A 26,047-nucleotide genomic window follows, 5' to 3' on the forward strand; every position below is an offset into this window, starting at 1 on the left:
GTCAGGACCGGCCGGCGGGGGTGCTGGTTGCGGACGGCCCGGTTTCGGTGGTGCTGTCTGTGGGTGCGGTGGTGCTCGTCGCGGGGGCGGGGTCGCCGGGGGGTGCTGGTGCGGGGATGGCGGTGGTGGAGGGCCCGTGTGGGGTGCGTGTGGTGGCGGGGCCGCGGCGGCGGGAGGACAGTGCCCACCAGCCGACGCGCCAGAATCCTTCGGCGACGATCGAGCGGTTCATCTTGGAGGCGCCGCGTTCGCGTTCGACGAAGTCGATGGGGACCTCGATGACGCGGAAGCCGGACTGCCAGGCGCGCCAGGCGAGGTCGACCTGGAAGCAGTAGCCCTGGGAGGCGACGAGGGTGAGGTCGCGGGCGCGTAGTACGTCGGCGCGGTAGGCGCGGAATCCTGCGGTGGCGTCGCGGAGGGGGACGCCGAGGGCCGCGCGGACGTAGGCGTTGGCGCCGCGGGAGAGGATCAGCCGGCTGCGTGGCCAGTTGTGGACGGTGCCGCCGGGGATCCAGCGGGATCCGATGGCGAGGTCGGCGCCGGTGAGGGCGTCGAGCAGGCGCGGTAGCTGTTCGGGCTGGTGGGAGCCGTCGGCGTCCATTTCGACGATGACGTCGTAGCCGTGTTGGAGCGCCCAGGTGAAGCCGGCGATGTAGGCGGAGCCGAGGCCGGATTTGCCGGCGCGGTGCAGGACGTGGATGTGGCTGTCGGCGGCGGCGAGTTCGTCGGCGATGTCGCCGGTGCCGTCGGGGCTGGCGTCGTCGATGACGAGCAGGTCGACCGCGGGGTTCGCCGTGCGCAGGCGGCGGGCGGTGTCCGGCAGGTTGTCCCGTTCGTTGTAGGTCGGGACGCAGACGACGACGCGGGTGGCTTCCACGCCTCTCCTTTTCTGGTCGGTTCCGGTTGGGGTGGTGTCGTGGTCGTGCGGGGTGGTGCGGGGGCTGCGGCGGGTGTGGAGCAGAGCGCCGAGCATGGCGATCACCGCAAGGGCGGTGAGGGCCATCTCCGGGACGATACCGAGCCGGGTGGCGAGGGTGTGTGTGGTGCGTAGCGGAAGCTGCGCGGTCAGTACGCCCGGTTCGTACAGGCCTGTCTGGGACAGGATGGTGCCGTCGGGGGCGATGATGGCGCTTTGGCCGCTGGTGGAGACCTGGACGGTGGCGCGGCCGTGTTCGACGGCGCGGAGGCGGCTCATCGCGAGCTGCTGTTCGCTTTCGCCCTTGCGGCCGAAGGAGGCGTTGTTGGTCTGGATGACGAGGAGTTCGGCGCCGCGGTTGACGTTGTCGCGGACGAGTCCGTCGTAGGCGACTTCGAAGCAGATGACGTCGCCGATGGTGGTGCCGGCGACGGGCAGGGCGCCGGTGCCGGTGCCGGCGATGAAGTCGTTGGGCATCTCGTCGGCGAAGCGGGTGATGAGTTTTTCCAGGAGGGCCCGGCCGGGGAGGTATTCGGCGAACGGGACGGGGTGGCGTTTCACGTACATGTCGCCGGTGGGGCCGTTGGTGGTCCAGATGAGTCCGGCGTTGCGGACGTGCCGGTCGCCGGGGCCGTCGAGGACGGCGCCGACGAGCAGTGGGGCGCGGGCGACGGTGGCGGCGTGGGTGAGGGCGGTGGCGGCGTCTGGGTCGGTGAGGGGGTCGAGGTCGGAGGAGTTCTCGGGCCACAGGACGAGGTCGGGTTGGGGGTGGTGCCGGCGCGGACGGCGGCGGCGAGGTTCTCGGTGCCTTGGACGTGGTTGGTGGTGACCTGCATGGCTCGGCCGAGGGCGTGGTAGCCGCCTGCTTCGGGGACGTCGCCCTGGATGGCGGCGACCTGCAGGGTGCCGTGTTGGGCCGCGGTGGGCAGGGGGATGGCGAGTCCGGCGAGGGTGAGGGCGCCGGCTGTGGCGGCGGTCGCGGTGAGGGCGAGGGTGGGTCGGCGTGTGCCGTGCGGGGGTGTGGGGTGGCTGGGTGCGGGGCGAGGAGGCCGTCGCCGGCCCCACGCCGGGGCCTGGGTGTGGAGGTGGATGGCGGTGGTGGCGAGCAGGGCGGCGGTGGTGGCGACGGCGAAGGTGACCAGGGGGGCGCCGCCGAGGGCGGCGAGGCCGGTGTAGGGGCTGTCGGGCTGGCTGAAGGCGAGCCGGCCCCAGGGGAAGCCTCCGAAGGGTGCGCGGCCGCGGAGGGCTTCCTGGGCGACCCAGGCGGCGCCGGTCCACAGCGGGGCGGCGGGTAGCCGCCAGGCGAGGGTGGTCGCGGGGGCGATGACGGCGAGGATGGCGGCTTCGGCGGTGGACAGGACGATCCAGCCGTCGGCGCCGACGAAGGAGACGAAGCGCAGCAGGGGTAGCAGGAAGCCGAGGGAGAACAGCAGGCCGAGTCCGTAGGAGGCGCGTAGGCGGCGGCCGCGGACGGTGAGGGTGAGGACGGCGACGGCGACGGGGGCCAGGGGCCACCAGCCGATGGGGGGAAGGCGGTGTAGAGCAGCAGGCCGGCGAGGGTGGCCAGGGCGGGCCGGGTGAGGCGGCGCGCGGTGCCGCTGGTGGGCTGCTGGGGTTTCTGGGTGGTCGCCGGGGGTGTGGGGGGCGCGCCTGCCGTGGCCGGGTCGTGCGGGGGTGGTGTGGCGGGCGCGTGGGTCACCGGTCCAGTGTCCGGTACGCGGGCGGGGTCGGGTAGCCCGGGCTGTGTGCCGTCTGTCGTGGGTGGTCGGCTGTGGGTCTGGTGGTGGGTGGTGTAAAGGGTTCGGTGTCCTCCCCTGTCCGCGGTGGTTCGCCGTGCGGACCACATTGGGACTACCTGGAGGTTTTCGGGTCGGGGTGGGGTGCTTCCGTGGGTGGGACGTGTGTGGTCGAATCTCGCGGTGCCCCGCTGTCGGGGTGCACCGCGCGTGTCTGGTCTGGTGCCGCGGGGGGTGGGGTTCCGGACCGTTCGTTAGACAACGGTGCTGGCGTGGCCGGGTGCGGTGTGCGCGGTGCCGGTCCGAAGGACGGTCCGGATCCCGGCTGCCTGGATGCTGCGAGCTGGTGGGGTTCCCTGCTGTTCCCGCCTCGGTGGGCGGGTCAGAGCTGGTCGTGGATGATCTGCCCGCGCAGGACGGTGCGCAGGCAGGTCGGGCGGGTGTGGGCGGCCCAGGCCAGTGGGTCGGTGCCGGGCGGTGGTGGCTTGAGGTCCCAGACGGCGAAGGTCGCGGGGGCGCCGGTGGTGAGCTGGCCGGAGCCGTCGGTGTCGGCGCGGGCGGCCTGCCAGCCGCCGCGGGTGGCGGCGGTGAACGCCGCGGCGGGGCTGATCCTGGATGTGACGGTGTGGTGGTGGGTGGCGGCGTGCACGGCGCCCCACGGGTCGAGCGGGGTCACGGGGCTGTCGGAGGACAGGGCGAGGGTGACACCGGCGGCGGTGAAGGCGGCGAACGGGTTCATCAGTGCGGCTCGGGTGGCGCCGAGGCGGGTGGTGTAGAGCCCGCCGGGGCCGCCGTAGCGGGCGTCGAAGGCGGGTTGGACGCTGGCGACGAGGCCGAGGCGGGCCATGGCGTGGATCTGGTCGGGGTGGGCGAGTTCGGCGTGTTCGACGCGATGGCCGGCGGCGGCGATGGTCGCGGTGCCGAGCTGGTCGGCGGCGGCGCGTAGTCCGGCCAGGACGAGGTCGAGGGCGGCGTCGCCGATGGCGTGGAAGCCGGTCTGCAGACCGGCGTGGGTGGCGTCGCGGACGATGTCGCGGATGTCGTCGGCGTCGCGGTGGCGTTGGCCGCTGTGGGCGGGCTGGTCGTGGTACGGGCTGCGCAGGGCGGCGGTGTGGGAGCCGAGGGAGCCGTCGACGAACAGGTCGCCGCCGTAGCCGACGGGTCCCAGGCCGGGTTCGGCGGTGAGGGTGAGGGCGGTGGGCAGGTCACCGGCCCAGTAGCCGTGGATGGCGGGGCCGGTTTCGTCGCGGGCGAGGGTGAGCAGGTCGGCGAGGTCGTCGGCGCTGGAGACCTCGGGGCCGGCCATCTCGTGCAGGGCGGCGATGCCCAGGGCGGCGGCGTGCCTGCGGACCCGGCGGGCGGCGTCGAGGCGGGTGGTGCGGGGCAGGTCGTGGTAGGCGGTGGTGCGGGCGCGGTGGTGGGCCTCGTCGCGGCACAGTCCGTCGCCGAGCCAGCCCGGTGCCTGGTCGGCGCCGGAGCGGTGGGCCAGGGTCGGGGAGATGACGGCGGTGTGGCCGTCGGCGCGGGCGAGGTAGACGTCGACGGGTCCGGCTGCGCGGGCGATTTCGGTGGCGGTGGGTGGGCGTTGCTGTGGCCAGCGGGTCTCGTCCCAGCCGGTGCCCAGCAGTGGCCGGCCGGGTCGTCGCCGGGCCGCGTGGGTGAGCTGGTCGAGGGCGTCGGTGAGGGTGGGGGCGTCGGTGAGGTCGACGCCGTCGAGGGCGAGCCCGGTGGCGGTGGTGTGGATGTGGGCGTCGACGAACGCGGGGGTGATGGTGGCGCCGTGCAGGTCGATGGTGGTGTCGACGGCGCCGGGTGGGTGCTCGTCGGAGGTGCCGATCCAGGTGATGGTGGCGTTGTCGACGAGGAGTGCGGTGCGCTGGGCGTGGGGGCTGTGGGGGGCGAGCAGGTGGGCGTGCCGGTAGAGCACACGTGTGGGTGTGTGGTGTGGCTGGCGGTGGGTGGGGTGTGTGCTCACCGTGCCCAGGGTGGCCTAGCCCGGCCCGTCACAGGTTCGGGGGGCGCCCTTCGTAGGGGGTGGAGAGCACGACCATGGTGCGGGTCGACACGTTGGCCGCGGCGCGGATCTCCTGCAGGAGCGCTTCGAGGGCGGCGGGGTCGGAGACGCGGACCTTGAGCAGGTAGCTCTCCTCCCCCGCGACGCTGTAGCAGGCCTCGATGGCGGGCAGGTGGGTGAGCCGGTCGGGTGCGTCGTCGGGCTGGCTGGGGTCGATCTCCTTGATGGAGACGAACGCGGTGAGTGCCAGGCCGACCTGGGATGGGTCGACGAGGGCGACGTAGGACGTGATGACGCCGCGCTGCTCCAGGCGACGGACCCGCTGGTGCACGGCGGACACCGACAGGCCGGTGGCGCGACCGAGGTCGGTGAAGCTCATCCGGCCGTCGCGGCACAGCAGCTGCACGATCTGACGGTCTAGATCCTCCAACACGTTCCGGAGGTTATGCACAGAACGGCCGGTCGTGACGGGAGTTTCTGGTCCCGTCGGGACTTTGCGTGGCGGGTGGGCGTGTTCTGGTGGAGGTTCCGGTGACGGATGGTGATCTTCTCGGTGCGTGGTGTGGATGATGGTCGGGTGCCGGTGCGGTGGGGGGTCGGGGTCCGGTGCGGGTCCGGTGCGGGTGGGAGGGGTGGTGGTGGGGGTGGCCGTTGGCTGGTTGGGGCTGGTGGGGTTGGGCTGTCGGCAGGGCATGCCAGTCTGACAAGATGACCATCGTGGAGGTTCCGGTGGGTGAATTCGGGGTGTCCGGCGGTGGTGAGCGGCTGCTGCTCGCGGACACCCCGTCGTTGTATTTCCGTGCCTTTCACGGGGTGCCGCGGTCGGTGCGGGCGCCGGACGGGATGGTGGTGAACGCGGTGCGGGGGCTGCTGGATGTGCTGGCCCGGCAGATCGTCGACCTGCGGCCGCGGCGGCTGGTGTGCTGTTTCGACGCGGACTGGCGTCCGGCGTTTCGGGTGGCGCTGATCGCGTCGTACAAGGCGCATCGGGTGGCCGATCCGGTGCCGGCTCCGGTCGCGGTGTCCCCGGTGGCGGATGCCGGTGGTCTGGGCCTGGGGGGCCCGCAGGCCGGTGGTGTGGTGGTGGAGGAGGTGCCCGACGAGCTGGAGGCGCAGCTGCCGGTGATCGATGCGGTGCTCGCGGCGTTCGGGATCGCGCGGGCGGAGGCGGCGGGGTTCGAGGCCGACGATGTGATCGCGACGTTGGCGACCCGGCACAGTGTGGGCCGGGTGGGTCCGGTGGACATCCTGACCGGGGACCGGGACCTGTTCCAGCTGGTGTGTGACGACGTCGGGGTGGCGGTGCGGTACGCGGTGGAGAAGTTCGCGTTGGTGGATGAGGCGTCGGTCAGCGCCCGGTATGGGATCCCGGGCCGGGCGTACGCGGATTTCGCGGTGCTGCGGGGTGATCCCAGCGACGGGCTGCCCGGGGTGGCGGGGATCGGTGCGAAGACGGCCGCGGCGCTGCTGGTTCGGTTCGGGTCGCTGTCCGCGGCGCTGGCGGCGTTGGACGCGGGGGTGGTCGAGGGTTTCCCGGCCCGGGCGGCGGCGCGGCTGCAGGCGGCGCGGGACTACCTGGCGGCGGCGGTCGAGGTGGTGGCGGTGGTGCGGGATGTGCCGCTGGGGGCGGTGTCGGGGGTGTTGCCGACGGCGCCGGTGGATCCGGTGGCGTTGGCGGAGCTGACCGCGCGGTACGGCCTGGCCGGGTCGGTGGGGCGCCTGACGGCGGCGCTGGCGGCGGTCGCCCCCGCCTAGCCATCTGACGGGTGCCTGACGGGCACCTGACGGCCGTCGGATGCCGGATGGGGGGCGCGACCGCGTCGGGCGGGTGGTGTGGGGAGTGTCACGGTGAGCGCCGCGTGGGTGCCGCTGGGGACATCCGGGATCGCCCGTGCTCACGCGGAGGGGGTCTGCGGGGATCTGTTCCGGTCCGGCAGGGTGGATGTGTTGCTGCGGACCGTGACGTGAGGGCGGTGTGGGTGGATCGGTGCGGGCCGCCGGCACGGCCGAACCGGCGGTGACGGTAGGTTGCCCCTCATCTGACAGCGTGGGTGTACACGCAGGTGACCGACGGGTTCGTTCGTCGACGGTCCGGGGTCGCCTACTGTTGCGCACCGAAGGCCCCGCGTGGGCGTCGGGTGCGGGTGAGGGTGGAGGTGACCTGGTGGGGCTGCGCGAGCGGCTCGCGGGCAGGCGTGTGTTCATGACCGGGGTGACCGGGTTCGTCGGTGAGGCGCTGCTGGAGCGGCTGCTTTCGGACTTCCCGGACACCCGGATCGTGGCTCTCGTCCGGCCCCGGGGTAGCCATTCGGGTGCGGCCCGGCTGGCGCGGATGACCCGTAAGCCGGCGTTCGCCGGGCTGCGGGAGCGGCTGGGCCGGGAGGGGCTGGCCGCGCTGCTCGCCGAGCGGGTGCAGGTCATCGAGGGTGACCTGGCCGACATGGGGGCGTTGCCCACCGACCTGGATGTGGTGATCCACTGCGCCGGGGAGGTGTCGTTCGACCCGCCGATCGACGAGGGGTTCGCGACCAACCTGGGTGGGGTGCAGGAGCTGCTGCGGGCGGTGCATGCCAGTGGTGCGCGTCCGCATGTGGTGCATGTGTCGACGGCGTATGTGGCCGGGTTGCGGTCGGGGCACATCGCCGAGGGCCGGCTGTCGCACGAGGTGGACTGGCGGGCGGAGCAGTCCTCGGCTGAGCGGGCGCGGCAGGCGGCGGAGGACGCGTCGCGGTCACCGGAGGTCTCGGCGCGGCTGCGGGAGCAGGCAGCTGGCGAGCATGGTCGGGCCGGGGCGCAGACGGTGTCGGTGGCCGCGGAGGCGGCGCGGCGGGACTGGGTGGCGCGGCGGATGGTCGCCGCCGGTGCCGAGCGGGCGCAGGTGCTGGGGTGGACGGACGCCTACACGTTCACCAAGGCGCTGGCGGAGCGGTATCTGGAGGAGTCGCACGGCGATCTGCCGTTGACGATTGTGCGTCCCTCGATCATCGAGAGTGCGGTCGCGCGGCCGTTCCCCGGGTGGATCGAGGGGTTCAAGATGGCCGAGCCGCTGATTCTCGCGTTCGGCCGTGGGGAGCTGCCGGACTTCCCGGCGTCCCCGGACGCGGTGGTCGACATCATTCCGGTGGATCTGGTCGTCAACGCGTTGCTGGCGGCGGCGGCGTCCCCGCCGCCGGTGGACACCCCGGCCTACTACACGGTGTGTTCGGGGTTCCGTAACCCGTTGCTGTTCCGGGATCTGTACGAGTACGTGCGGGGCTATTTCCTGGCCCATCCGCTGCCGAAGCGGGGCCGGGGTGCGATCGCGGTGCCGGAGTGGCCGTTCGCCGGTTCGGTGGCGGTGGAGGCGAAGCTGCGCCGCGGGGAGAAGGCGGTGGAGTGGGCGAACCGGGCGTTGGGGCATGCGCCGCGGTCGGAGCGGGTGCGCCGGTGGGCGGTGGATCTGGAACGGTCCGAGAGCCGGGTGGCGTTCCTGCGTCGCTATTCGGATGTGTACCGGGCGTACACGAGCGCGGAGCTGGTCTACGTCGACGATGCGACCGCGGCGCTGCACGCGGCGATGGAGCCGGCGGACCAGGAGGAGTTCGGGTTCGATCCGGCCTGCTACGACTGGCGGCACTATCTGCAGGATGTGCACTGCCCGGCGGTGACGGCGGTGCTGCGCCGGCCGCGGGATCCCGCCCCGGCGCGGCGTGGGGCGGGGAACCTGTCCGCCGGCGACGGGGTGCTGGCGGTGTTCGACCTGGACGGGACGCTGGTGTCCTCGACGGTGGTGGAGTCCTACCTGTGGCTGCGGCTGGCCGATGCGGGGCCGGCGGAACGGGCGCGGGAGATCGCGTCGTTGGCGCGGGCGTTGCCGGGGTATCTGCGGGCGGAGCGTCGGGACCGGGGGCATCTGATCCGTTCGGTGTACGGCCGGTACGCGGGGGTGGACCCGGCGGAGCTGGCGGAGGTGGTGGCGCAGGCCGGGGCGGATGTGCTGCTGCGGCGGGTGAAGCCGGCGGCGGTGCGCCGGGTGCGTGAGCATCGGGCGGCGGGGCATCGCACGGTGCTGCTGACGGGGGCGGTGGCGCCGCTGGTGGCGCCGCTGGCGCCGTTGTTCGACGAGATCGTCGCGACTGATCTGGCGGTCGGGGCGGACGGCCTGTACACGGGCCGGTTGTTGGCGTCGCCGCTGGTCGGGGATTCCCGGGCGGCGTTCCTGGATCACTACGCGCGCCGCCGGGGGGCGGATCTGGAGTCGTCATGGGCGTACGCGGACAGCCTGTCGGACCTGCCGATGCTGCGCACGGTGGGTAATCCGGTGGTGGTCAATCCGGATGTGGCGTTGCACAAGGTGGCCCGGGCGTCGGGGTGGCCGATCGAGGAGTGGCCGTCGACGCCCGGTGAGTCGCGGCTGCTGGTCGGTAGCCGGGTGGAGCGGGGCCTGTTCGCGGCGGCGGCGGTCGCCCAGGGCCGTGGCCGTGGTGCCGGTGGCGCGGGGCGTGCCGGTGGTCGCGGTGACGGTGGGAACGGTGGGGATGCCACGGTGGTTCGGGTGGGAGTGGGTGAGGGTCGGTGACCCGCGGTCTGGAGCTGTACCGGTCGTTGCCGCGGTATGCGGCGGCGCGGGTGGTGTCGGGGCGGCTGCCGCGGCTGTCGTCGATGGCGGCGACGTCCGCCGCGCCGCTGCGGCTGGTGGACCGGGGGGATCCGGCGTTGCCGGGGCCGGGCTGGGTGACGGTGCGCCCCCGGCTGGCGGGGATCTGCGGGTCGGATCTGGCGACGGTGACGGGGCAGAGCTCGTTCTACTTCTCGCCGCTGGTGTCGATGCCGTTCACGCCGGGCCATGAGATCGTGGGTGATCTGCAGGAGGCGGTGACGCTGGCGGACGGGCGGCGGTTGGCGGCCGGGTCGCGGGTGGTGATCGACCCGGTGCTGGGCTGTGCGGCGCGGGGTCTGGAGCTGTGTCCGTCGTGTGCGGCGGGCCGGTCGTCACGCTGCGACTCGATCACGGTGGGTCATCTGTCGCCGGGGTTGCAGACGGGGTACTGCGCGGATACCGGTGGCGGGTGGAGCCGGGCGATGGTGGCTCATCACAGCCAGCTGCATCCGGTGCCGGACACGCTGGTGGACGAGCGGGCGGTGCTGGTGGAGCCGCTGGCGACGGCGGTGCACACGGCCGGGCGGGCGCGGATCGCGACCGGGGACCGGGTGCTGATCGTGGGCGCGGGGGCGGTGGGTCTGCTGACGCTGCTGGCGGTGCGGGCCTATACCAAGGCCGAGCATGTGACGCTGGTGGCGAAGCATCGCCGGCAGGTGGAGCTGGCCCGTCGGTTCGGCGCAGACGAGGTGCTGGCACCGGACGACGCGGTCGGTGGGGTGCGCCGGGCGAACCGGGCGTTGCGGCTGACTCCGCAGCTGGGTGGGGATTTCCTGCTCGGTGGGGTGGATGTGGCGATCGACTGCGCGGGCAGCGCGTCGTCGTTGTCGACGGCGTTGCGGGTGACCCGTGCGGGGGGCCGTGTGGTGCTGTCGGGGGTGCCGTCGGGGTCGGTGGATCTGACCCCGCTGTGGTACCGGGAGCTGGAGCTGGTCGGCACGTACGCGTCGTCGGGCGGTGCGCGCCGCGGCGACCCCGACCTCGATCTAGATGCGGGCATGGCCGCCGGTGCGGCGGATGCGGAGGGCGGGTTCGACGACGGGTCGGATTTCGGGCGGGCGTTGGCGTTGGCCGCGACCGCGCCGCTCGACGGGGTGGTGTCGGCGGTGTATCCGCTGGCACGGTGGCGGGAGGCGTTGGATCACGCGTTGTCGGCGGGGAGGCTGGGTGCGGTGAAGATCGTGTTCGATCCGGCGGCGTCGGCGTGATCGGGGTGAGACGCGCCGGCGGGTGCGGGGGCAGGTGCCGGGGTGCCGCGGGACGTGGCACGGTCGGGCTAGTCGAGATTTTCGAGATTGTCGTCCCAGGCGGCGGGTTCCGTCGCGGGCCGGGCGGGTGCGGGGGCACCACGTCCGGTCGGGGTGACACACAGACGAGGGGAACGTGCAGGTGAGACCGGGGTTCGTGCTCGAGGTCGACGAGCGCACACCTCCGCTGCTGGTGCACCAGGGTGAGGGGCTGACGCTGGAGCGGTTCCCCCTGGGTACCCGGGTGGTGTATCCGCCGGAGTCCCTTCCGGGGGTGGGCGATGTGGACGCGGCGATCGCGGACGCGTTGGAGCATCCGTACAACTGTGAGCCGTTGCGGGAGCTGCTGCGGCCGGGGATGCGGCTGACGATCGCGTTCGACGACCTGTCGATTCCGCTGCCGCGGATGCGCCGTCCGGATGTGCGTCAGCGGATCATCGAGCAGGTGCTGACGCTCGCGGCGGCGGCCGGGGTCGACGACGTGCAGCTGATCGCGGCGAACGCGTTGCATCGGCGGATGACGGCGGCGGAGATCGAGCACATCGTCGGGGAGCGGGTGTTCCGGTCGTTCTGGCCGGACAACCTGTACAACCACGACGCCGAGGACCGGGACAACCTCCTGCACATCGGGGTGACCGATCACGGTGAGGATGTGGAGATCAACCGGCGGGCCGCGGAGAGCGACCTGCTGGTGTACGTGAACGTCAACCTGGTCGCGATGGACGGTGGGCACAAGTCGGTGCCGATCGGGCTGGCGTCGTACAACAGCATCCGCCACCATCACAACTCGCACACGATGGTGCGTTCACGGTCGTTCATGGACCACACCCGTTCGGAGATGCATTCGTCGGCGTGGCGGATGGGTCGGCTGCTGGCGAACCATCTGAAGATCTTCCATGTCGAGACGACGCTGAACAACGCCTGTTTCCCGGACAAGTACAGCTTCCTGACCCGCCGGGAGTGGGAGTGGTCGGTGCGGGACCAGGCGATGGCGTACGGGATGAGCCGGGGGCTGTCGGTGATGCCGTCCCGGCCGCGGCGCAGGCTTTTCCATGACCTGCTCGCCGACTACCAGGTGACGGGGGTGTTCGCCGGGGAGACGGAGACCACCCACGACCAGACGATCGCCAGTGTGCACCGTCAGCAGCTCGTCGAGGTGGACGGGCAGTCCGACGTGCTGGTGGTGGGCCTGCCGTATGTGGGCCCGTACAACGTGAACTCGGTGATGAACCCGATCCTGGCGACCTGCATGGGGCTGGGATATTTCTTCAACATGTACCGGGGTAAGCCGCTGGTGCGGCACCAGGGTGCGATGATTCTCTACCACCCGGTGACGCCGGAGTTCTCCCAGCTGCACCATCCGTCGTATGTGGACTTCTTCACCGAGGTGCTCGCCGAGTCCACCGACCCGGCGACGATCGAGGCGAAGTTCGAGAAGCAGTACGCGACGGACCCGTGGTACATCCACCTGTACCGCACCTCGCACGCCTATCACGGCGTCCACCCGTTCTACATGTGGTACTGGGCGGCGCACGGCATGGACCACCTGGGTGATGTGGTGTGGGTCGGGGGGGACCGGGCGGCGTGCGCGCGGATGGGTTTCCGTGCGGCGTCGACGCTCGCGGACGCGCTGGAGATGGTGTCGGGCACGGTGGGCCGTGACCCGTCGATCACCTACCTGCACACCCCGCCGCACACGATGGCGGACGTGCGATGAGCCCGGCGGGCCGCTTCGGTGGGCCGCCGCGGCCGGGGCTTTCCGCGGCGGAGGCCGTGCGGGGGTTCCGCTGGGGTAACCGGTCGCTGGTGCCGGCCTCGGCGCAGGCGCACCGCCTGCCGACGCCGGCGCGGGAGTTCCCGACCGCGTGGGCGCGCAGCACCCCGGCGCGGGTGGCACGTACCGCGTTCCTGGAAGGGGCGATGAACCCGCTGCTGCACGCGGCGCTGACCCCGACGGTGGCCGGGGCGGAGGTGTTCGACGAGGTCGGTGACGGCCCGGTGATCGTGGTGTCGAACCACTCCAGTCATCTGGACGCCCCGCTGCTGCTGTGTGCGCTGCCGCGGAAGGTGCGGGAGCGTACCGCGGTGACGGCGGCGGCGGACTACTTCTTCGAAAGCACCTGGCGGGGCCTGTCGACGGCGTTCGCGTTCGGGACGGTGCCGATCGAGCGCCGGGGCGGGGTGCCGTCGACGTTGCCGCTGGATCTGCTCCGTGACGGGTGGAACCTGGTGGTGTTCCCCGAGGGCACCCGGTCGCAGGACGGGGCGCGGGGCCGGTTCCGCCTCGGTGCGGGGTATCTGGCGGCGACCGCGGGGGTGCCGGTGGTGCCGGCGGCGTTGCGGGGCGCGTACGCGGCGATGCCGCGTGGGCGGGCTTGGCCGCTGCCGGGCCGCCCGCGGGTGTCGGTGCGGTTCGGGTCGCCGATCCGGGCCGGGGATGGTGAGGATGTGCGGGCGTTCACCGCCCGGCTGTCGGCGGAGGTGGACCGGCTCGGGGTGGAGGACTCCACCAGCTGGTGGGCGTCGTTGCGGGCGTCCGGTGCTGGCGAGGGCACGTCGACGTCGTCGGCTCCGGGTTCGGTGGCGGTGCCGCCGGCGCGGGCCGGTCGGGGTGAGGCCCCGGTGGCGCGGTGGCGGCGGGTGTGGGAGGCCACCGAGCCGCCGGCGCCGGTGCGGTCGCGGTCGCCGTGGGAACGCTGATCACACCAGCCCGGTGATGTGACTCTCGTCACATCAAGATCGTCTTGTGGATAAACCTGTTCATGGTGCGGTGGGTAGTCGGGGTGGGCCTGGGGATGACCTGTGGGTCAGGGCCTTCCCCGCCCCCGCGCCCGAAGTCAAGGCGTTGCATCACGCTGTGTCACAGGTATGACTGGATACATGGCTCTGCTGCACCGCTCCGACCGCCCCGAGCGTCGTCCCGTCGACCGGCCCGTACCGGCCGCGCGCCCCGCCGCGCACATCGGTGGGCGTCCCACCGCCGCCGGTCATCCCACAGCGCTACCGGCCCGTCCGGGCCCGGACACCGCGGGAGATCGCGATCTGCGGGTCCGCTCACGTCGAACTCAGGGCGCGGTCCTGGCGGTCCGCCGGCCCGCCGGCACCACGACCGGGCCAGCCGCCGGCACCGGTGACGGTGCGGCCCCACCCGCTGGTCCTACCGGGCGGGCGTTGCCGCCGAGCGTGGCGCGGGTCGCCGCGCGGACCCGGCTGTCCGCCGAGCTGCTCGCCGCGATCCTGGAGGTCGAGGACCGCACCCGCGCCACCCTCGACGACATGGAACGCGCCGACGCGCTGGCCGAGCGGCTGCTCGCCCGCCGCCGCGACCGGCTGGCCGCGGCCGGGGTGACCGCCAGCCCCGCGGGCCGGCTCTCCGCCTGAGGGGCCGGCTCGTCAGCGCTCGGCGGGGTCGATGAGCGCGTTCGGCAGGGCGACGGCTCGAAGACGCCGATCCGACGGGGCACGTCCACTGTCATCACTGCCCCCGCCCGCAGGTTTCTACAAAGCGTAGAAGATGTGGGTGGCTGTCGCCGGTGTTCTCCCGGGCCCGACGGTCCGGAAACGGCGGACCCGGCGGCGCCTCAGGCGGAGGCTTCGGCCGGGCCGGTGTAGGGGATGAGTGGCAGCAGCCCGGGCCCGGCGACGGAGACGATCTCGTTGACCCGGCGACTGAGCATCCGCGAGGGATGCACGTCGAGGATCGCGACGATGTCACCGAGCAGCCGGGAGGCCTGCGGCGGGTCGTCCGGTGCCAGGGCGCTGGCCAGGCAGGCCAGCGCCCAGCCGCGTTCGATCGTGCCGGAGCTGGTCAGGTCGACCGCGATCCGGGCCAGGTCGGCGGCGCTGTCACCGCCCATGCGGGCGACCACGTCGGCGACGGCGCAGGCCTCCCGGACCTCGTCGAACGCCGGCCAGCCCGGATGGCGCAGGCCCTGCACGCAGGGCCGGGTGGCGAGGCGGTCCAGCGCGATCAGCGCGGTGTCGCTGTCGCCGAGGGTCGCCGCGGCCGCCGCCTCGATCGCGGCCGCCCACCCGCACAGGTAGGGGTGCCCAGCCGCGGCGGCGCGCCGGGCGGCACCGGCGGCGGCGTCGTAACGGCCGGTGACGAACGCGACGAGCGCGTCGAGGGTGGCCGCCGTCCCGGTCAGCAGCGGATCGTCGAGCTGGGCGGCGAACTGGTCGGTGAGGGTCGCGAACCGCCGCGCCGAGGGGTCGTCACCCGACTCGACGGCGAGCACCCCCAGGTAGAAGGACAGGAAACCGGCGATGCTGGTGAGCTCACGGTGGGTGGCCGGGGACAGTCGCCGGCCCAGCGCGGCCTGCGCGCGGCGCCAGTCGGAGATGACCGGGCGCAGCAGCAGGGTGGGCGGGGTGGTCAGCAGGGTGGTGGCGTAGCGGTGCAGCCGGTCGTCGAACTCCGCCATCGTCAGCGGGTCCGGGTCGGCGTAGGCGATCTCCCGGGAGAGCATCGCGGCGGCACGGGACGCCGCGGCCAGCCCGTGCCGGTCGCAGTGGACGGACTCGGGCAGTTCGACCCGACTCATCCCACGTCCTTCCCGCCCCCGGCCCGCGCAGGGGCTGGTGGGGCCGTTACGTCCCCGGCGGGGCCGGGGCAGTGCCGGTGCTACGTCCTGCGACGGTCCGTGGCGTGGCGCCGACCGGTTGATCCGAGCCACCGGCGATCCGACCGGTTCGGTGCGTTGCATGACCATTGCGGCGCTGCGTCACCATTGTGGCAACGATCGGTGACCATCGCACGCTACCGCGTCCGGGGTCGCAGCGCGCAGTGGATATGTGATGTCGTGGTGGCCTGGCACCATCGCGCTCCTGCTGCCAGGCTTGGCTCCTGCTGTACGTCGATTGTTGTCCACGTCCTGGTGTGGAGTACAGGTTTCAGCGGGAATGTGGTGTGTTACGGCGTTACGAGGGGCGTCCCTCTTCGCGTCGTGCGCCCGCGGAACGCGAGATCCACCGATGAGCAGGTGCTCACTAACTCTTGGCGGCGGGGTGAACGGTCGCCTAGTGTTGGCCTGCCTCGAACCGCGGAGGTGGCCGGTCGGCGTCGGGCCTTGCAACGGGCGCCTCGCGATCCCAGGAGGCAGCAATGATCACCCAGAAGCTCGCGGCGGCGTTAGCCCGGCACTGGGAGGACGGATTCAACCAGTACGACGTCGACATCGTGATGGAGCCGATCGGCACCGACATCGTGTTCAGCTCGCCGTTCGTCCAGCGGCGAACGGGTGACCCGCAGAAGGTGACCGTCGAGGGCTACGACGCCTTCCGCGACTACATCGACGACTCGATGCGCCGCCTGCCCGGCATCCGGTACAGCATCGAATCATCCCTGGTGAGCACCCAGACGGTCGTGTTCGTCTACGGCTTCACCTTCGCCGACGGCACGTCCGCCAGCGGCGTCGACTACCTGCGTCTCGACGAGGCCGGCAAGATCGTCGAATGGCGGTGTCACTACCCGCAGGCCTTCGTCGACGCCCGCCTGTAACGGCCGAGGGCACCGGCGGGAGCACCTGGGAACAGCACGTCGTGGGAACAGCGCGTCGGAGGTGGGCGGATGTCGGTGCCGCGTCCTGCGCGGCTGGGAGACCATGCCCGTCCACGTCGGGACGTCGGCGTGCACGGCCCGGTAGGCACGGGATGCGCCGCGGCGTAGGGTCACCGGCATGAGACTGCGACGATGTTGATGCTCCGGTCGCTCCCGGGCTGAGGCGGGCCTCGCCCGCCGGTTGTACGCGTACGCGGCGTGCGAGGACGCCGTACTGCTCTACCCGCTGTACGCGCTGCTTTTCACCGAACACGGGCTGTCGCCGGCCGCGGTGTCGTCGCTGTTCGCGCTGTGGTCGCTGACAGCGTTTCTCACCGAGGTCCCTTCCGGCGTGCTCGCCGACCTGGTGTCCCGCCGGCTTCTGCTGGTCGTGTCGCCGCTGCTGTCCGCGGCGGCGTTCGCCCTGTGGACGCTGGCACCGGGCTACGGCACCTTCGCCGCCGGCTTCGTGCTCTGGGGTGTCGGCGGCTCATTGCGGTCGGGTACCTGGCAGGCCCACATCCATGCCGAACTGGCCGTCCTCGGCCGCGCCGACGCCTACCCGCGGCTGATCGGACGGGCCGAGGCGGTCGGCACCGTCTCGGCGCTGGCATGCGCCCTCGCCGCCGGCCCCGTGCTGGCCGCGGGCGGATTCACCGCGGTCGGACTCGCCAGCGTCGCCATGCCACTGATGGCCGCCGTCGTCGCCCTCGCCCTGCCTGACACGCGCGTGCGCCCACTCCCAGCACGGGATCACACGGCACCCGATGACGCCGGTGAGGGTGTGGACGAGCCGGGAGCGCGCCAGGTTCTGCGTGAAGGGGTCGCCGCACTGCGCGGGGCGGCACCGGCGCGGGCGGCCGTCGTGGCGGTCGCCGGTCTCGCCGCGGTGCTCTCCCTCGACGAGTACCTGCCGCTGCTCATCGCCGACACGGGTCTCGCGCTCACCGCGGTCCCCCTCGGCTACGGGCTGATCCTGGCCGGCGGCGCCGTCGGAGGCTGGCTCGCCGACCGCGGCACCGAACACCCCGGCCGGGTCCTGGCCGGCGGCGGCTGCGCGCTCGCCCTCGGCGCGTTCAGCGCCACACCGGCCGGGCTGGTCGGGGTGGCGGTGGCCTTCGGTGTGCTGCGGTGGGCCGCCGTGCAGGCCGATACCCGCCTGCAGCGCGAGACCGCCGACTCCTCCCGGGCCACGGTCAGCTCACTGGCCGGCTCGGCCGCGGAGGTCACCTCGCTGGCATCGTTCGGGTTGTGGGCCCTCGGGTCGGCCTGGGCCGGGCCGGCGGTGCTGTTCGGCTGCGCCGCGCTACCCATCGTCGTGCTCGCCGTGACCTGGCGCCGCTGAGACAGGAGCAGAAGATCGACCCGGTCGGCCCGCCGCCGCAGCCACCCGTCCCTGAAACCGCCGTCCCGATCCGACGAGGAGTCGCTGTGTCCCCGATCCAGAACAGCCCGCGGGAGCCTGTGGGGCTTCCGCGCTATGCGGGCCTGGGAACGTTCGCGAAACTGCCCCGGCTCGACGAGGTGAGCCGTGCCGACGTCGCTGTCCTGGGAGTTCCTTTCGACTCGGGGGTGAGCTATCGCCCCGGTGCCCGGTTCGGCCCGAATCACATCCGGGAGAGTTCACGGCTGCTGCGGCCGTACAACCCGGAGCTCGGTGTCGCGCCGTTCCAGACACTGCAGGTCGCCGACGCGGGTGACGTCGCGGCCGGGCCGTACGACCTGCCCGCCGCGCTCACCGCGATCGAGCGCCGCGCGCGGGACCTGCTCGACGGCGGCTCCCGGCTGCTGACCATCGGCGGCGACCACACCATCTCGCTGCCGCTGCTGCGCGCGGTCGCCGCCGTGCACGGGCCGGTCGCCGTCGCCCACTTCGACGCCCACCTCGACACCTGGGAAGGCTCCTACGGCAGCGTCTTCAACCACGCCACACCGTTCCGCCGCGCCGTCGAGGAAGGGCTGATCGACATGGAGGCGAGCATCCACATGGGGGTCCGCGGTCCCCTGCCCGCCGACACCGACCTCACCGACGACGCCCGGCTCGGCTTCACCGTCATCACCGCCGCCGAGATCGAGCTGGACGGCGTCCGCGCCGCCGCGGAGCGCCTGCGGGCCCGGATCGGTGGCCGGCCGGTGTACGTGTCCGTGGACATCGATGTCCTCGACCCGGCCCACGCACCCGGCACCGGCACCCCCGAGGCGGGCGGCCTGACCAGCCGGGAGCTGCTGATCCTGCTCCGCGAGCTCGCCTCGGTGGACGTCGTGTCCGGTGACATCGTCGAGGTGGCACCCGCCTACGACCACGCCCAGATCACCGGGATCGCCGCGGCGCACACGGCGTACGAGATCGTGTCGACCATGGCTGTCGCCCCGCACCCGGCGCAATCCCGACCCACCGACGCCGTGCCCACCGACGCCGTGCCCGTGCCCGCCGCGACGGCATAGGCGGACCTCGGAAGGCTCAGCGCACGGTCACAGGCCGACCCGCCCGGACGGGTTGTCCGCGTCGAACAGCCGCCCGGCCCGGACATACGACTCCAACGACGCCGCCGACCGCCACCGGCCCTGCCGCATGATCGACCGGTCGTTCACCCCGGCGCGGGCCGCGGCCGTCGCGAACCCCGACCGCAGCGAATGACCGGCGAAGTCGGCCGGGTCCAGCCCGGCGGCGGCCACCCGCCGCTGCACGATCCGCGCCACCGACCCCGGGTACAGCCGCACCGTGCCGACCTGCCCGTGCCGGTTGATCCCCCGAAACGCCGGCCCGTCGGCCAGTGGGGTGCCCGCCGCCGCGGCCGCCGCGACCCAACCACGCCACGCCCGCACCGGGCACGTCGGCCGGTACGACCCGTACGCCAGGCCGACCTGCGCCCCGGCGGCCTCCTGGTCGGTCTTGGACCGGCGCACCGTCACGACCAGCCCGTCGTCGGTCTCCACCACGTCGGCGGTGTCCAGGCCGACCAGCTCGCTGCGGCGCAGGCAACCGGCGAACCCCACCAGCAGCAGAGCCCGGTCCCGCACATCGGCGAGGTGGGTGTCGTCCAGCCCGGCGACCACCCGCGACAGCAGCGACGTGTCCAACGCCGCCTTCCGGCTCGGACGCACCCCGCGAGAACGGCGGATACCGTTCCACACCGCCGACACCTCCGCCGCCGCGGTCGGGTTCGTCACCCGGGCCAGCTGGTGGGCGACCGAGATCGCCGCGAGCCGGCGGCGGATCGTCGACGGGGCGTAGCCGTCGTCGGCGAGCGCGGCGATGTAACCGGCGACGGTGACAGCGGTGGCGGGGACGGCGACCAGCGCCACCGGCTGGCCGGCGCACCAGGCCCGGAAATGACGCAGGTCCGCGTCGTAGGCCCGCCACGTCGCCGCCGACCGCGATGCCCGGGCATAGTCCCCGACCCGCTCGGCCAACGGCTCCGCGAGCTCCCCCCCGAGCTGCCCGCCGGGCACCATCGCACCGCCGGCGCCCACCACCTCGCCTTCCAGCACCTCATCCGCGAGCGTCTCGGACGTGCCGGACGGGTCACCCAGGTCGGTCGGTGCTGGAGGGTCGGCCATGGTGACAGCAGGGGAGGGAGTCACCAACGCGCCGTCGCGACCGTCGCCGTCACGACGGTCGTCGACACCCTGCCCGACCACCACCAGCTCCCTCCCGCCCCACCGCGCCGCGCCGTGCCCCTGCTCGATGATCGTAGGCTCCGCCGCGGCGCGGGGCCGGCGGCGACCGGCCCCTACCGGCCGGCGTGGCGCAGGGCGTCGATCCCGACGTCGAGCGCGGCCTGCAGATAGGTCAGCCGACCGGTGGACATGAGCATCAACACCCCGCCCTGCACGCCGGCCAGCGGTGCGGCGGCGTGGCGGGCCGGGTCCACCTCGGCGCCGACCTGACCGGTGGCCCGCATCGCCGCCACGCCGGCGGCCAGTTCCGCCTCCCCAGCGGCCCATCAGCTCCGCCACCACCGCCTGCGCGCCGGGAGTCGCCCGCCCCACGTGGGTGAGCAGCCCCCCGAGCGGACAGTCCCGGCCGACGGCGGCTGGTCCGCGCTGTAGTCCTGTCGCCGGCGGGCTGCGCCGCAGGGTGCGGCGAGACGACGCCGGCGGGAGGGCAGGGGAGTGCGCCGGCGGCGACGGACACCAGACCTGCCAGATTTCTTCAGTAAATCTGTCGACTAGGTCGAATTATCGGCTGCCGCGGGCCTAGCATGAGGCTCATGAGCCGCAGGTCACCCCTCGCGCGCCGCATGCACGTGGACTGCGTCCGCGTCGCGAGCGCCCTGTGTCCCACCCGGCCCTGACCTCCACCCGGCCCTGACCGGCAGGCGCCGGATCTCCACGGCCTGTAGGTAGACCGGCGTGCCCCGCCGCCGGTCACACCGCCGACACGCAAAGCCCCGACCCCGTCGTGGCTGTCTGCCACCTCGCTGCGCATCGCAGGAAGGCCCGCCTGCGCCGCAAGGCCACGCGGCCGCGCCGTACCCGCAGCAGCCCTACCGGCACCCGCAGCACCCCGCCCCGAGGAGCCCACCGATGACCACCGCAGCCCCCGCCCAGGCCCTCACCAGCCGGGCGGCACTCACCATCACCCAGCTCACCCCCCGCATCGGCGCCATCGTGGACGGTGTGCGCCTGGGCGGCGACCTCGACGCGGACACCGTCACCGCGATCCGCGCCGCGGCCCTGCAGCACCGAGTGATCTTCTTCCGCGGGCAGGACCACCTCGACACCGCCACCCAGATCGCGTTCGCGCGGCTGCTCGGTCCGCTGACCCAGGCCCACCCCACCCAGGCGCCGCTGGCCGGCGAACCCCTCGTGCACGAGCTGGACGCCAGCCGCGGTGGCCGCGCCGGCGCCTGGCACACCGACGTCACCTTCACCGACCGGCCGCCCGCGTTCTCCATCCTGCGTGCTGTCACCGTCCCACCCCAGGGCGGTGACACCCTGTGGTCGAACACGGTCGCCGCCTACCATGAGCTGCCCGCCGAACTGCGCGAGCTCGCCGAGAAGCTGCGTGCCCACCACACCAACCAGCACGACTACGGCCTGCGTGAATCCGACCTGGCCGGCCTGCCCCAGGAGATCATCGACCGGTTCCTGGAGTTCCGTTCCGTCGAGTTCGAGACCGAACACCCCGTCGTGCGCATCCACCCCGAGACGGGGGAGCCGTCCCTGCTGCTCGGTGGTTTCGTCAAGCAGATCAAGGGCCTGTCACCCAGCCAGTCGACGAACCTGCTGCGCACCTTCGGTGACGCGGTCGCCCGCCCGGAGAACACCGTGCGCTGGCAGTGGAAGACCGGCGACGTCGCCATCTGGGACAACCGGTCCACCCAGCACTACGCCGTCAACGACTACAACGACGCCCCCCGCGTGGTGCACCGCGTCACCGTCGCCGGTGACATCCCGGTCGGACCCGACGGCCGCCCCAGCGTCGTACGCGCCGGCGACGCCACCGCGTACTCGCCGATCGCCACACCCCCGGGCGCGGGTAGCTGACCCGCCCACCGGCCGCCGTTGCCAGGGTGGGGTTGCCTGTCCCGCCACCCCACCCTGGCAACGGCACCCATCCCTCCTCCAGCCCGACCGGGGGAGGGAAAAACCCATGGCCTCGCCGCACCCTGTCTGCCAGGGTGATCCGATGATCAAAGGGGATCTTCCGGGCGGTCTGGCGGTACGTCGCCCCCGCGCCGACGACCAGCCGCGGGTGCTGGCCGTCCTGGACGACTGGTGGGCCGGCTTCGGCGGTGACGCGGGCTCCCTGCAACGCAGCCGGCTGCTGCCACGGCTGTTCTTCGAGCACTTCACCGCCAGCAGCTACCTGGTCGAACACGCCGACGGCACGGTCGCGGCGTTCCTCATCGGCCTGCTGTCACCGTCGCAGCCCGACGTCGCCTACATCCACTTCGTCGGTGTCGACCCGGCGCTGCGCCGCCACGGCGTCGCCGCCGCCCTCTACCGCCAGTTCTTCGCCGACGCGGCACGGCACGGCCGCCGGCAGGTCCGCTGTATCACCAGCCCGGGCAACACCATCTCGCTGGCGTTCCACACCGCGCTCGGTTTCCGCGTCGAACCCGGTGACCTCACCCTCGACGACCGCACGCTCGAGCGCGACTCCCCGTCCCCGCAGGGCGGGGTCACCGCGCACCGGGACCATGACGGGCCGGGACTGCACCGCATCGTGTTCACCCGTCCCCTCACCGGAGAACCCCCCGCGGCACAACCCGCGACCGCATCCGGGACGACGGCAGCGCATCCCCGCCCACACACCAGTCGTGATCTTCGGGTGTGCTTCCTCGGGGACTCGTTCACCGCCGGTGTCGGTGACCCCACCCGCCTGGGCTGGGTGGGCCGGCTCGCCGCCGCCACCGACCCCGACGGCCTGTACCTGACGACCTACAACCTCGGGATCCGCCGCGACACCTCCACCCAGATCCACGCCCGGTGGAAGGCCGAATGCCTGCCCCGGCTGCCCGCGGGCGCGGACAACAGGCTGGTGCTGTCCTTCGGCGTCAACGACACGGCCATCGACGGCCAGCAGCCACGGGTGCCGTTGGAGGAGTCCGTCGCGACCCTGCACGCCCTGCTCACCGAAGCACGTCCGCCGCTGCCGGTGCTGGTGGTCGGCCCGCCGCCGGGCCTCGACGAGACCCGCGACGTCCGCATCCGCACCCTCGACGCGCGGTACGCAGCTGTCTGCGTCGCACTCGACGTCCCCTACGTCAGCGTGTTCGACACGCTCACGGCGCTGCCGGCGTGGGCAGCCGACCTCACAGTCGGTGACGGGGTACACCCCGGGGCCGCCGGCTATCAGATCCTCGCCGATCTCGTGGCCATCCCCTGGCGGAGCTGGCTGGATGACGGCGACCAGGCCGACGGGTCCAGCGCCGTCCGCGGCTGAACCCCGCCCGACCGCCGCACGTTCCGCCGCTTCGCCACAGCGGACTGCTCCGGCCACCTCTCCAAGAATTCTCCAATCCGGCCGCGGGAACGTGGCAGCGGTGATGACCGGCCCGGCTGTCCAGCTGTCCGGCCGGCGCAGCCGAGTGATGGGAGAGCGTGATGTATCTGCGGATTCACGGGTTGCCGGCGCATCCACTGGTGGTGCACGCCACCGCCGTGGTGGTGCCGGCGGCGGCGCTGATGGTCGCGACGGTCGCGGTGTGGTCGGGGCTGCGCCGCCGCGCCGGGCTGGCGCCGGTGCTGCTCGCCGCGGCGGCGCTCGTCGGGGTACCGGTGACGACGTCGACCGGTGAGCAACTGGAGGCCCGGCTGCCGCCGTCACCGCTGATCGAACGGCACGCCGAGCTCGCGGACGGGCTGTTGCCCTGGGTGGTGGGGCTGTTCGCCGCCGCGACGGTACTGGCGGTCATGGACTGGCGTGACGGCGGCTGGACGGTGTGGCCGGGGCGGCGCCGGGCGGTCGCGGCGCCCACCACGGCCACGACGGATCGAGCCGTGTCGGCGACGACTCTGCCCGCGGCAGGAACGCCGGTGGCGCTGCGGGTGATCGCCGCGATCCTGGCGCTGGTGGCCGCGACGGGTACGGTCGTGCAGGTGGTGCGGATCGGGGATGCCGGCGCGCGGGCGAGCTGGTCGGATGTTCCCGCGGCGGCCCGGCCCGGCCTGGGTGACGGCTGACGGCGGGGGCCGGTGTGACAGGTGGCATGGCGCGCAGCGCGCAGCGTCCAGGTGATGGCGCCGGTGGGACGGACGCCCGCCCTCGGGTCCTTCTCGTCGAGGACGAGCAGGAACTGGCCACCCTGGTCGCAGGCGTGCTGCACGGCGCCGGATATGCCGTCGACCTTGCCGGTGACGGGCAGCGCGGCCTGCATCTGGGCCTGACCCACCACTACGAGGTGATCGTCGTGGACCGTGGGCTGCCGGTGGTGGACGGTCTGGAAGTACTGCGGGCGTGGCGCCGCTGTGGCGTCGGCACACCCGTCCTCGTGCTGACCGCCCGCAGCGCTGTCGCGGATCGGGTGGAGGGCCTGGATGCCGGTGCCGAGGACTATCTCGGCAAGCCGTTCGACCTCTCGGAACTGCTCGCGCGGCTGCGTGCCCTGCGCCGCCGGGGTCAGCCCGACGCGGCGGCCGAGGCGCTGGCGTTGCCTGGAGGGCGGCGGCTCGACCTCGCCAGCCGCACGGTGGAGGGGACGGATGGTGCTGTGGTGGCACTGTCAGGGCGGGAATGCGCGCTGCTAGCGCTGCTTGCGGGCCGTCCGGAGCAGGTGTTCGAACGCCAGACGTTGGGCGAGCGGGTGTTCGGGGACGCCGATCCGGCGATAGTCGACGTCTACGTCCACTATCTGCGTCGCAAACTGGGCCGCTCGGTGGTACGCACGGTACGCGGGGTCGGCTACCGGCTGGGTGGCCTGCGGTGAGTGGCCTGCCCGCGCGGATGCGGGTGTTGGGCTGTGCGGATCGGTGGGGGTTCGCCGCCCGGCGGGCGGTGCGGCGTGCCGATCCTGAGCGGGGGATGGTCGCCACGGCGCGGCGGCGGCTGACCGTGCAGGTGGCGGTGGCGGTGACCGCGGCGATGCTGCTCGTCGGCGCGACGGCGTTTCTCATCGTCTCCCGCACCCAGAGCCATCAGGTGGACCGTCAGCTGTCCGTGGCGGTGCAGCGGGCGGAGGACGTGGACGATCCACCGGCGGCGGTCACGCTGATGGTGCGCCGAGCGGACGGTTCGGTGACGGCGACACCAGGTGCAGGCGTCGCCTGGGAGGACCGCGCGGCGCTGGCGGCGACCGCCCGGGACGGTGTGATGCGCTGGTCGACGCGGCGATCTGGGGACGACGGCGCCTTTCGTGTCCTGACGGTGCGCCGCGGGGACGGGATCGTGGTACAGGCCGGATACGACCTGGGAGTGCTGCGGGCGGGGCAGCGGCAGCTCGCCGTGGGACTGGGGCTGGCGGGCGTGGTCGGGCTGGGTGCGGCGGCCGCGATCAGCATGCTGGTGGGGCGGCGGGCTGTGGGCCCGCTGCGGGAGGCTCTGGTGCGCCAGCGGCGGTTCGTCGCGGACGCGGCCCATGAGCTGCGGACACCGTTGACGTTGCTGCATACCCGCGCCCAGGTGCTGGCACTGACCGCCGGCACGGCCGGTGCGCCCGACGCGGCGGCCCGTGCCGCGGTGGCGGCGGAGGCACGGGCGGTGGTCGAGGACAGCAGACGCCTCGCCGAGGTTGTGGAGGATCTTCTGGTCTCGGCCGAGCTGACCCGCCATCCGGCCCGGCGCGAGCCGGTGGATCTCGGTGCCGTCGCCGTCGAGCTCACGAGAGCGGCGGCGGCCTACGCAGACACCCTCGGTGTCACCCTGACGGTGGCCATCCGCGGCAGCGGTGAGGCGGCCGGTGAGGCGGAGCCGGTCGTTCTGGGAGCGCCGACAGCACTGCGGCGGGCGCTGGGCGCGCTGGTGGACAACGCGATCGCGCACACCCCAGGCGGCGGGGAGGTCACCGTCACGGTGACCTCGTCCAGGACGCGGGAGGGCTCGGGCCAGGTGGCCGTGCGGGTCGCCGACACCGGAAGCGGCGTGGACCCGAGCCTGGTCGAACAGATCTTCGACCGGTTCCATCGCGGTCAGCAGGACGGGGACCGCCGGCGTTTCGGGCTGGGGCTGGCGCTGGTGCGGGAGACGGTCGCCAATCACGGCGGGACGATCGACATCGGGACCAGTGCCAGTTCACCCACCGGCGGTGCGGCGTTCACCATCACGTTTCCTGCCGCGGTCCCGGATCCTGCCCGGCCGCCTCGCCGCTGGCGGCGGTAGCCCCTCCGCCATAGCTCTGGCGCCGACCGGGCCCTGGTGATGCGCGACGGCCGCATCCACGCCGACCCGCCCGTACAGGTACCCCGGCCCCGTGACCCCACCGACCTGCGGATGTCGGCGCTGCGCGTCCACCTGCTCGACCTGCTCGGCGTCCGCCTGGCCGCGGCCCCGCAGGACTGACCAGATGATC

20 protein-coding genes and 1 pseudogene are annotated in these 26,047 nt (G+C 73.1%); 15 read left to right on the forward strand and 6 right to left on the reverse strand.

All coding sequences use genetic code 11. From position 1 onward, the window contains the following. Position 1: 1 nt before the first annotated feature. The 3 genes and pseudogenes from lnt to FREUN1FDRAFT_RS10165 form a co-directional block, all read right to left on the reverse strand. Positions 2–2,615, reverse strand: a pseudogene (lnt, locus tag FREUN1FDRAFT_RS39645) (apolipoprotein N-acyltransferase). Between the two features lie 419 nt (positions 2,616–3,034). Then, positions 3,035–4,627 carry an amidohydrolase gene (locus FREUN1FDRAFT_RS10160; RefSeq protein WP_157474585.1) on the reverse strand — a complete coding sequence of 531 codons (1,593 nt, stop codon included), beginning with the start codon at positions 4,625–4,627 and terminating at the stop codon, positions 3,035–3,037. 28 nt (positions 4,628–4,655) lie between these two features. Then, a complete protein-coding gene (locus FREUN1FDRAFT_RS10165) occupies positions 4,656–5,099 on the reverse strand; it encodes an Lrp/AsnC family transcriptional regulator (protein ID WP_035951201.1) in 444 nt (147 codons plus the stop codon). A 275-nt stretch (positions 5,100–5,374) separates the two neighbouring features. Between FREUN1FDRAFT_RS10165 and FREUN1FDRAFT_RS10170 the strand changes: the two genes are divergently transcribed. The 6 genes from FREUN1FDRAFT_RS10170 (at position 5,375) to FREUN1FDRAFT_RS47965 (ending at position 13,933) form a co-directional block, all read left to right on the forward strand. Then, on the forward strand, positions 5,375–6,421 hold the full coding sequence (locus FREUN1FDRAFT_RS10170; protein WP_050795803.1) for a 5'-3' exonuclease: 1,047 nt from the start codon (positions 5,375–5,377) through the stop codon (positions 6,419–6,421). Between the two features lie 409 nt (positions 6,422–6,830). Further along, entirely contained in the window at positions 6,831–9,224 is a 2,394-nt protein-coding gene (locus FREUN1FDRAFT_RS10175; protein WP_006539938.1) for an HAD-IB family hydrolase, read from the forward strand. Further along, on the forward strand, positions 9,221–10,513 hold the full coding sequence (locus FREUN1FDRAFT_RS10180; protein WP_006539939.1) for a zinc-binding dehydrogenase: 1,293 nt from the start codon (positions 9,221–9,223) through the stop codon (positions 10,511–10,513). The genes FREUN1FDRAFT_RS10175 and FREUN1FDRAFT_RS10180 overlap by 4 nt, the downstream gene beginning before the upstream one ends. Positions 10,514–10,688: 175 nt before the next feature. Further along, the gene (locus FREUN1FDRAFT_RS10185; protein ID WP_006539940.1) at positions 10,689–12,269 is read left to right on the forward strand and encodes a lactate racemase domain-containing protein; all 1,581 of its coding nucleotides are present in this window, start codon (positions 10,689–10,691) and stop codon (positions 12,267–12,269) included. Continuing rightward, the gene (locus FREUN1FDRAFT_RS10190; protein ID WP_006539941.1) at positions 12,266–13,252 is read left to right on the forward strand and encodes a lysophospholipid acyltransferase family protein; all 987 of its coding nucleotides are present in this window, start codon (positions 12,266–12,268) and stop codon (positions 13,250–13,252) included. Before FREUN1FDRAFT_RS10185 ends, FREUN1FDRAFT_RS10190 begins: the two co-directional genes overlap by 4 nt. A 180-nt stretch (positions 13,253–13,432) precedes the next feature. Further along, complete coding sequence (locus tag FREUN1FDRAFT_RS47965; RefSeq protein WP_369809783.1) at positions 13,433–13,933, forward strand: hypothetical protein; 501 nt, start codon at positions 13,433–13,435, stop codon at positions 13,931–13,933. Positions 13,934–14,133: 200 nt separating this feature from the next. Here the strand turns inward: FREUN1FDRAFT_RS47965 and FREUN1FDRAFT_RS10200 are convergent, their stop codons facing one another. Further along, positions 14,134–15,096 (reverse strand): hypothetical protein, encoded by a 963-nt coding sequence (locus FREUN1FDRAFT_RS10200; RefSeq protein WP_006539943.1) that lies wholly within the window; start codon positions 15,094–15,096, stop codon positions 14,134–14,136. Positions 15,097–15,656: 560 nt separating this feature from the next. On the opposite strand from FREUN1FDRAFT_RS10200, the gene FREUN1FDRAFT_RS10205 reads away from it, so the two are divergent. The 3 genes from FREUN1FDRAFT_RS10205 (at position 15,657) to speB (ending at position 18,536) form a co-directional block, all read left to right on the forward strand. After that, positions 15,657–16,052 carry a nuclear transport factor 2 family protein gene (locus FREUN1FDRAFT_RS10205; protein WP_006539944.1) on the forward strand — a complete coding sequence of 132 codons (396 nt, stop codon included), beginning with the start codon at positions 15,657–15,659 and terminating at the stop codon, positions 16,050–16,052. A 241-nt stretch (positions 16,053–16,293) separates the two neighbouring features. Next, positions 16,294–17,436, forward strand: coding sequence for an MFS transporter (locus tag FREUN1FDRAFT_RS10210; protein ID WP_006539945.1), 1,143 nt, complete (start codon positions 16,294–16,296; stop codon positions 17,434–17,436). Positions 17,437–17,522: 86 nt separating this feature from the next. Further along, a complete protein-coding gene (speB, locus tag FREUN1FDRAFT_RS10215; RefSeq protein WP_006539946.1) occupies positions 17,523–18,536 on the forward strand; it encodes an agmatinase in 1,014 nt (337 codons plus the stop codon). A gap of 27 nt (positions 18,537–18,563) precedes the next feature. Here the strand turns inward: speB and FREUN1FDRAFT_RS10220 are convergent, their stop codons facing one another. Together FREUN1FDRAFT_RS10220 and FREUN1FDRAFT_RS39650 are read right to left on the reverse strand one after the other, a co-directional pair. After that, complete coding sequence (locus FREUN1FDRAFT_RS10220; RefSeq protein ID WP_232295136.1) at positions 18,564–19,547, reverse strand: tyrosine-type recombinase/integrase; 984 nt, start codon at positions 19,545–19,547, stop codon at positions 18,564–18,566. Positions 19,548–19,825: 278 nt separating this feature from the next. Continuing rightward, positions 19,826–19,996 carry a hypothetical protein gene (locus tag FREUN1FDRAFT_RS39650; protein ID WP_006539948.1) on the reverse strand — a complete coding sequence of 57 codons (171 nt, stop codon included), beginning with the start codon at positions 19,994–19,996 and terminating at the stop codon, positions 19,826–19,828. 625 nt (positions 19,997–20,621) lie between these two features. On the opposite strand from FREUN1FDRAFT_RS39650, the gene FREUN1FDRAFT_RS10230 reads away from it, so the two are divergent. The 6 genes from FREUN1FDRAFT_RS10230 to FREUN1FDRAFT_RS43650 all read left to right on the forward strand — a co-directional run bounded on the left by FREUN1FDRAFT_RS10230 (position 20,622) and on the right by FREUN1FDRAFT_RS43650 (position 26,037). Continuing rightward, positions 20,622–21,584: a TauD/TfdA family dioxygenase gene (locus tag FREUN1FDRAFT_RS10230; RefSeq protein WP_006539949.1), complete on the forward strand. Its 963-nt coding sequence runs from the start codon at positions 20,622–20,624 to the stop codon at positions 21,582–21,584. A 142-nt stretch (positions 21,585–21,726) separates the two neighbouring features. Continuing rightward, positions 21,727–22,986 (forward strand): GNAT family N-acetyltransferase, encoded by a 1,260-nt coding sequence (locus tag FREUN1FDRAFT_RS10235; RefSeq protein ID WP_035951187.1) that lies wholly within the window; start codon positions 21,727–21,729, stop codon positions 22,984–22,986. 161 nt (positions 22,987–23,147) lie between these two features. Then, positions 23,148–23,726: a DUF2231 domain-containing protein gene (locus FREUN1FDRAFT_RS10240; RefSeq protein WP_006539951.1), complete on the forward strand. Its 579-nt coding sequence runs from the start codon at positions 23,148–23,150 to the stop codon at positions 23,724–23,726. Between the two features lie 26 nt (positions 23,727–23,752). Beyond that, positions 23,753–24,469 (forward strand): response regulator transcription factor, encoded by a 717-nt coding sequence (locus FREUN1FDRAFT_RS10245; RefSeq protein ID WP_050795805.1) that lies wholly within the window; start codon positions 23,753–23,755, stop codon positions 24,467–24,469. Continuing rightward, on the forward strand, positions 24,466–25,857 hold the full coding sequence (locus FREUN1FDRAFT_RS10250; protein ID WP_006539953.1) for a cell wall metabolism sensor histidine kinase WalK: 1,392 nt from the start codon (positions 24,466–24,468) through the stop codon (positions 25,855–25,857). Before FREUN1FDRAFT_RS10245 ends, FREUN1FDRAFT_RS10250 begins: the two co-directional genes overlap by 4 nt. Before the next feature lie 39 nt (positions 25,858–25,896). Continuing rightward, positions 25,897–26,037 carry a hypothetical protein gene (locus tag FREUN1FDRAFT_RS43650; RefSeq protein ID WP_006539954.1) on the forward strand — a complete coding sequence of 47 codons (141 nt, stop codon included), beginning with the start codon at positions 25,897–25,899 and terminating at the stop codon, positions 26,035–26,037. Positions 26,038–26,047: the final 10 nt, after the last annotated feature.

Origin of the sequence: Parafrankia sp. EUN1f (genome assembly GCF_000177675.1) — a bacterium.
In the GTDB taxonomy this organism is placed as follows: Bacteria; Actinomycetota; Actinomycetes; order Frankiales; family Frankiaceae; genus Parafrankia.

Bases quoted from the DNA above. Each gene is read 5' to 3' on its own strand.
- FREUN1FDRAFT_RS10205 (WP_006539944.1), top strand. From the start codon at position 15,657: ATGATCACCCAGAAGCTCGCGGCGGCGTTAGCCCGGCACTGGGAGGAC.
- FREUN1FDRAFT_RS43650 (WP_006539954.1), top strand. From the start codon at position 25,897: ATGCGCGACGGCCGCATCCACGCCGACCCGCCCGTACAGGTACCCCGG.
- FREUN1FDRAFT_RS47965 (WP_369809783.1), top strand. From the start codon at position 13,433: ATGGCTCTGCTGCACCGCTCCGACCGCCCCGAGCGTCGTCCCGTCGAC.
- FREUN1FDRAFT_RS10240 (WP_006539951.1), top strand. From the start codon at position 23,148: ATGTATCTGCGGATTCACGGGTTGCCGGCGCATCCACTGGTGGTGCAC.
- FREUN1FDRAFT_RS10245 (WP_050795805.1), top strand. From the start codon at position 23,753: ATGGCGCGCAGCGCGCAGCGTCCAGGTGATGGCGCCGGTGGGACGGAC.
- FREUN1FDRAFT_RS39650 (WP_006539948.1), bottom strand. From the start codon at position 19,996: ATGCGGGCCACCGGTCAGGTCGGCGCCGAGGTGGACCCGGCCCGCCAC.
- FREUN1FDRAFT_RS10220 (WP_232295136.1), bottom strand. From the start codon at position 19,547: ATGGTGCCCGGCGGGCAGCTCGGGGGGGAGCTCGCGGAGCCGTTGGCC.
- FREUN1FDRAFT_RS10190 (WP_006539941.1), top strand. From the start codon at position 12,266: ATGAGCCCGGCGGGCCGCTTCGGTGGGCCGCCGCGGCCGGGGCTTTCC.
- FREUN1FDRAFT_RS10200 (WP_006539943.1), bottom strand. From the start codon at position 15,096: ATGAGTCGGGTCGAACTGCCCGAGTCCGTCCACTGCGACCGGCACGGG.
- FREUN1FDRAFT_RS10230 (WP_006539949.1), top strand. From the start codon at position 20,622: ATGACCACCGCAGCCCCCGCCCAGGCCCTCACCAGCCGGGCGGCACTC.
- FREUN1FDRAFT_RS10170 (WP_050795803.1), top strand. From the start codon at position 5,375: ATGACCATCGTGGAGGTTCCGGTGGGTGAATTCGGGGTGTCCGGCGGT.
- FREUN1FDRAFT_RS10235 (WP_035951187.1), top strand. From the start codon at position 21,727: ATGATCAAAGGGGATCTTCCGGGCGGTCTGGCGGTACGTCGCCCCCGC.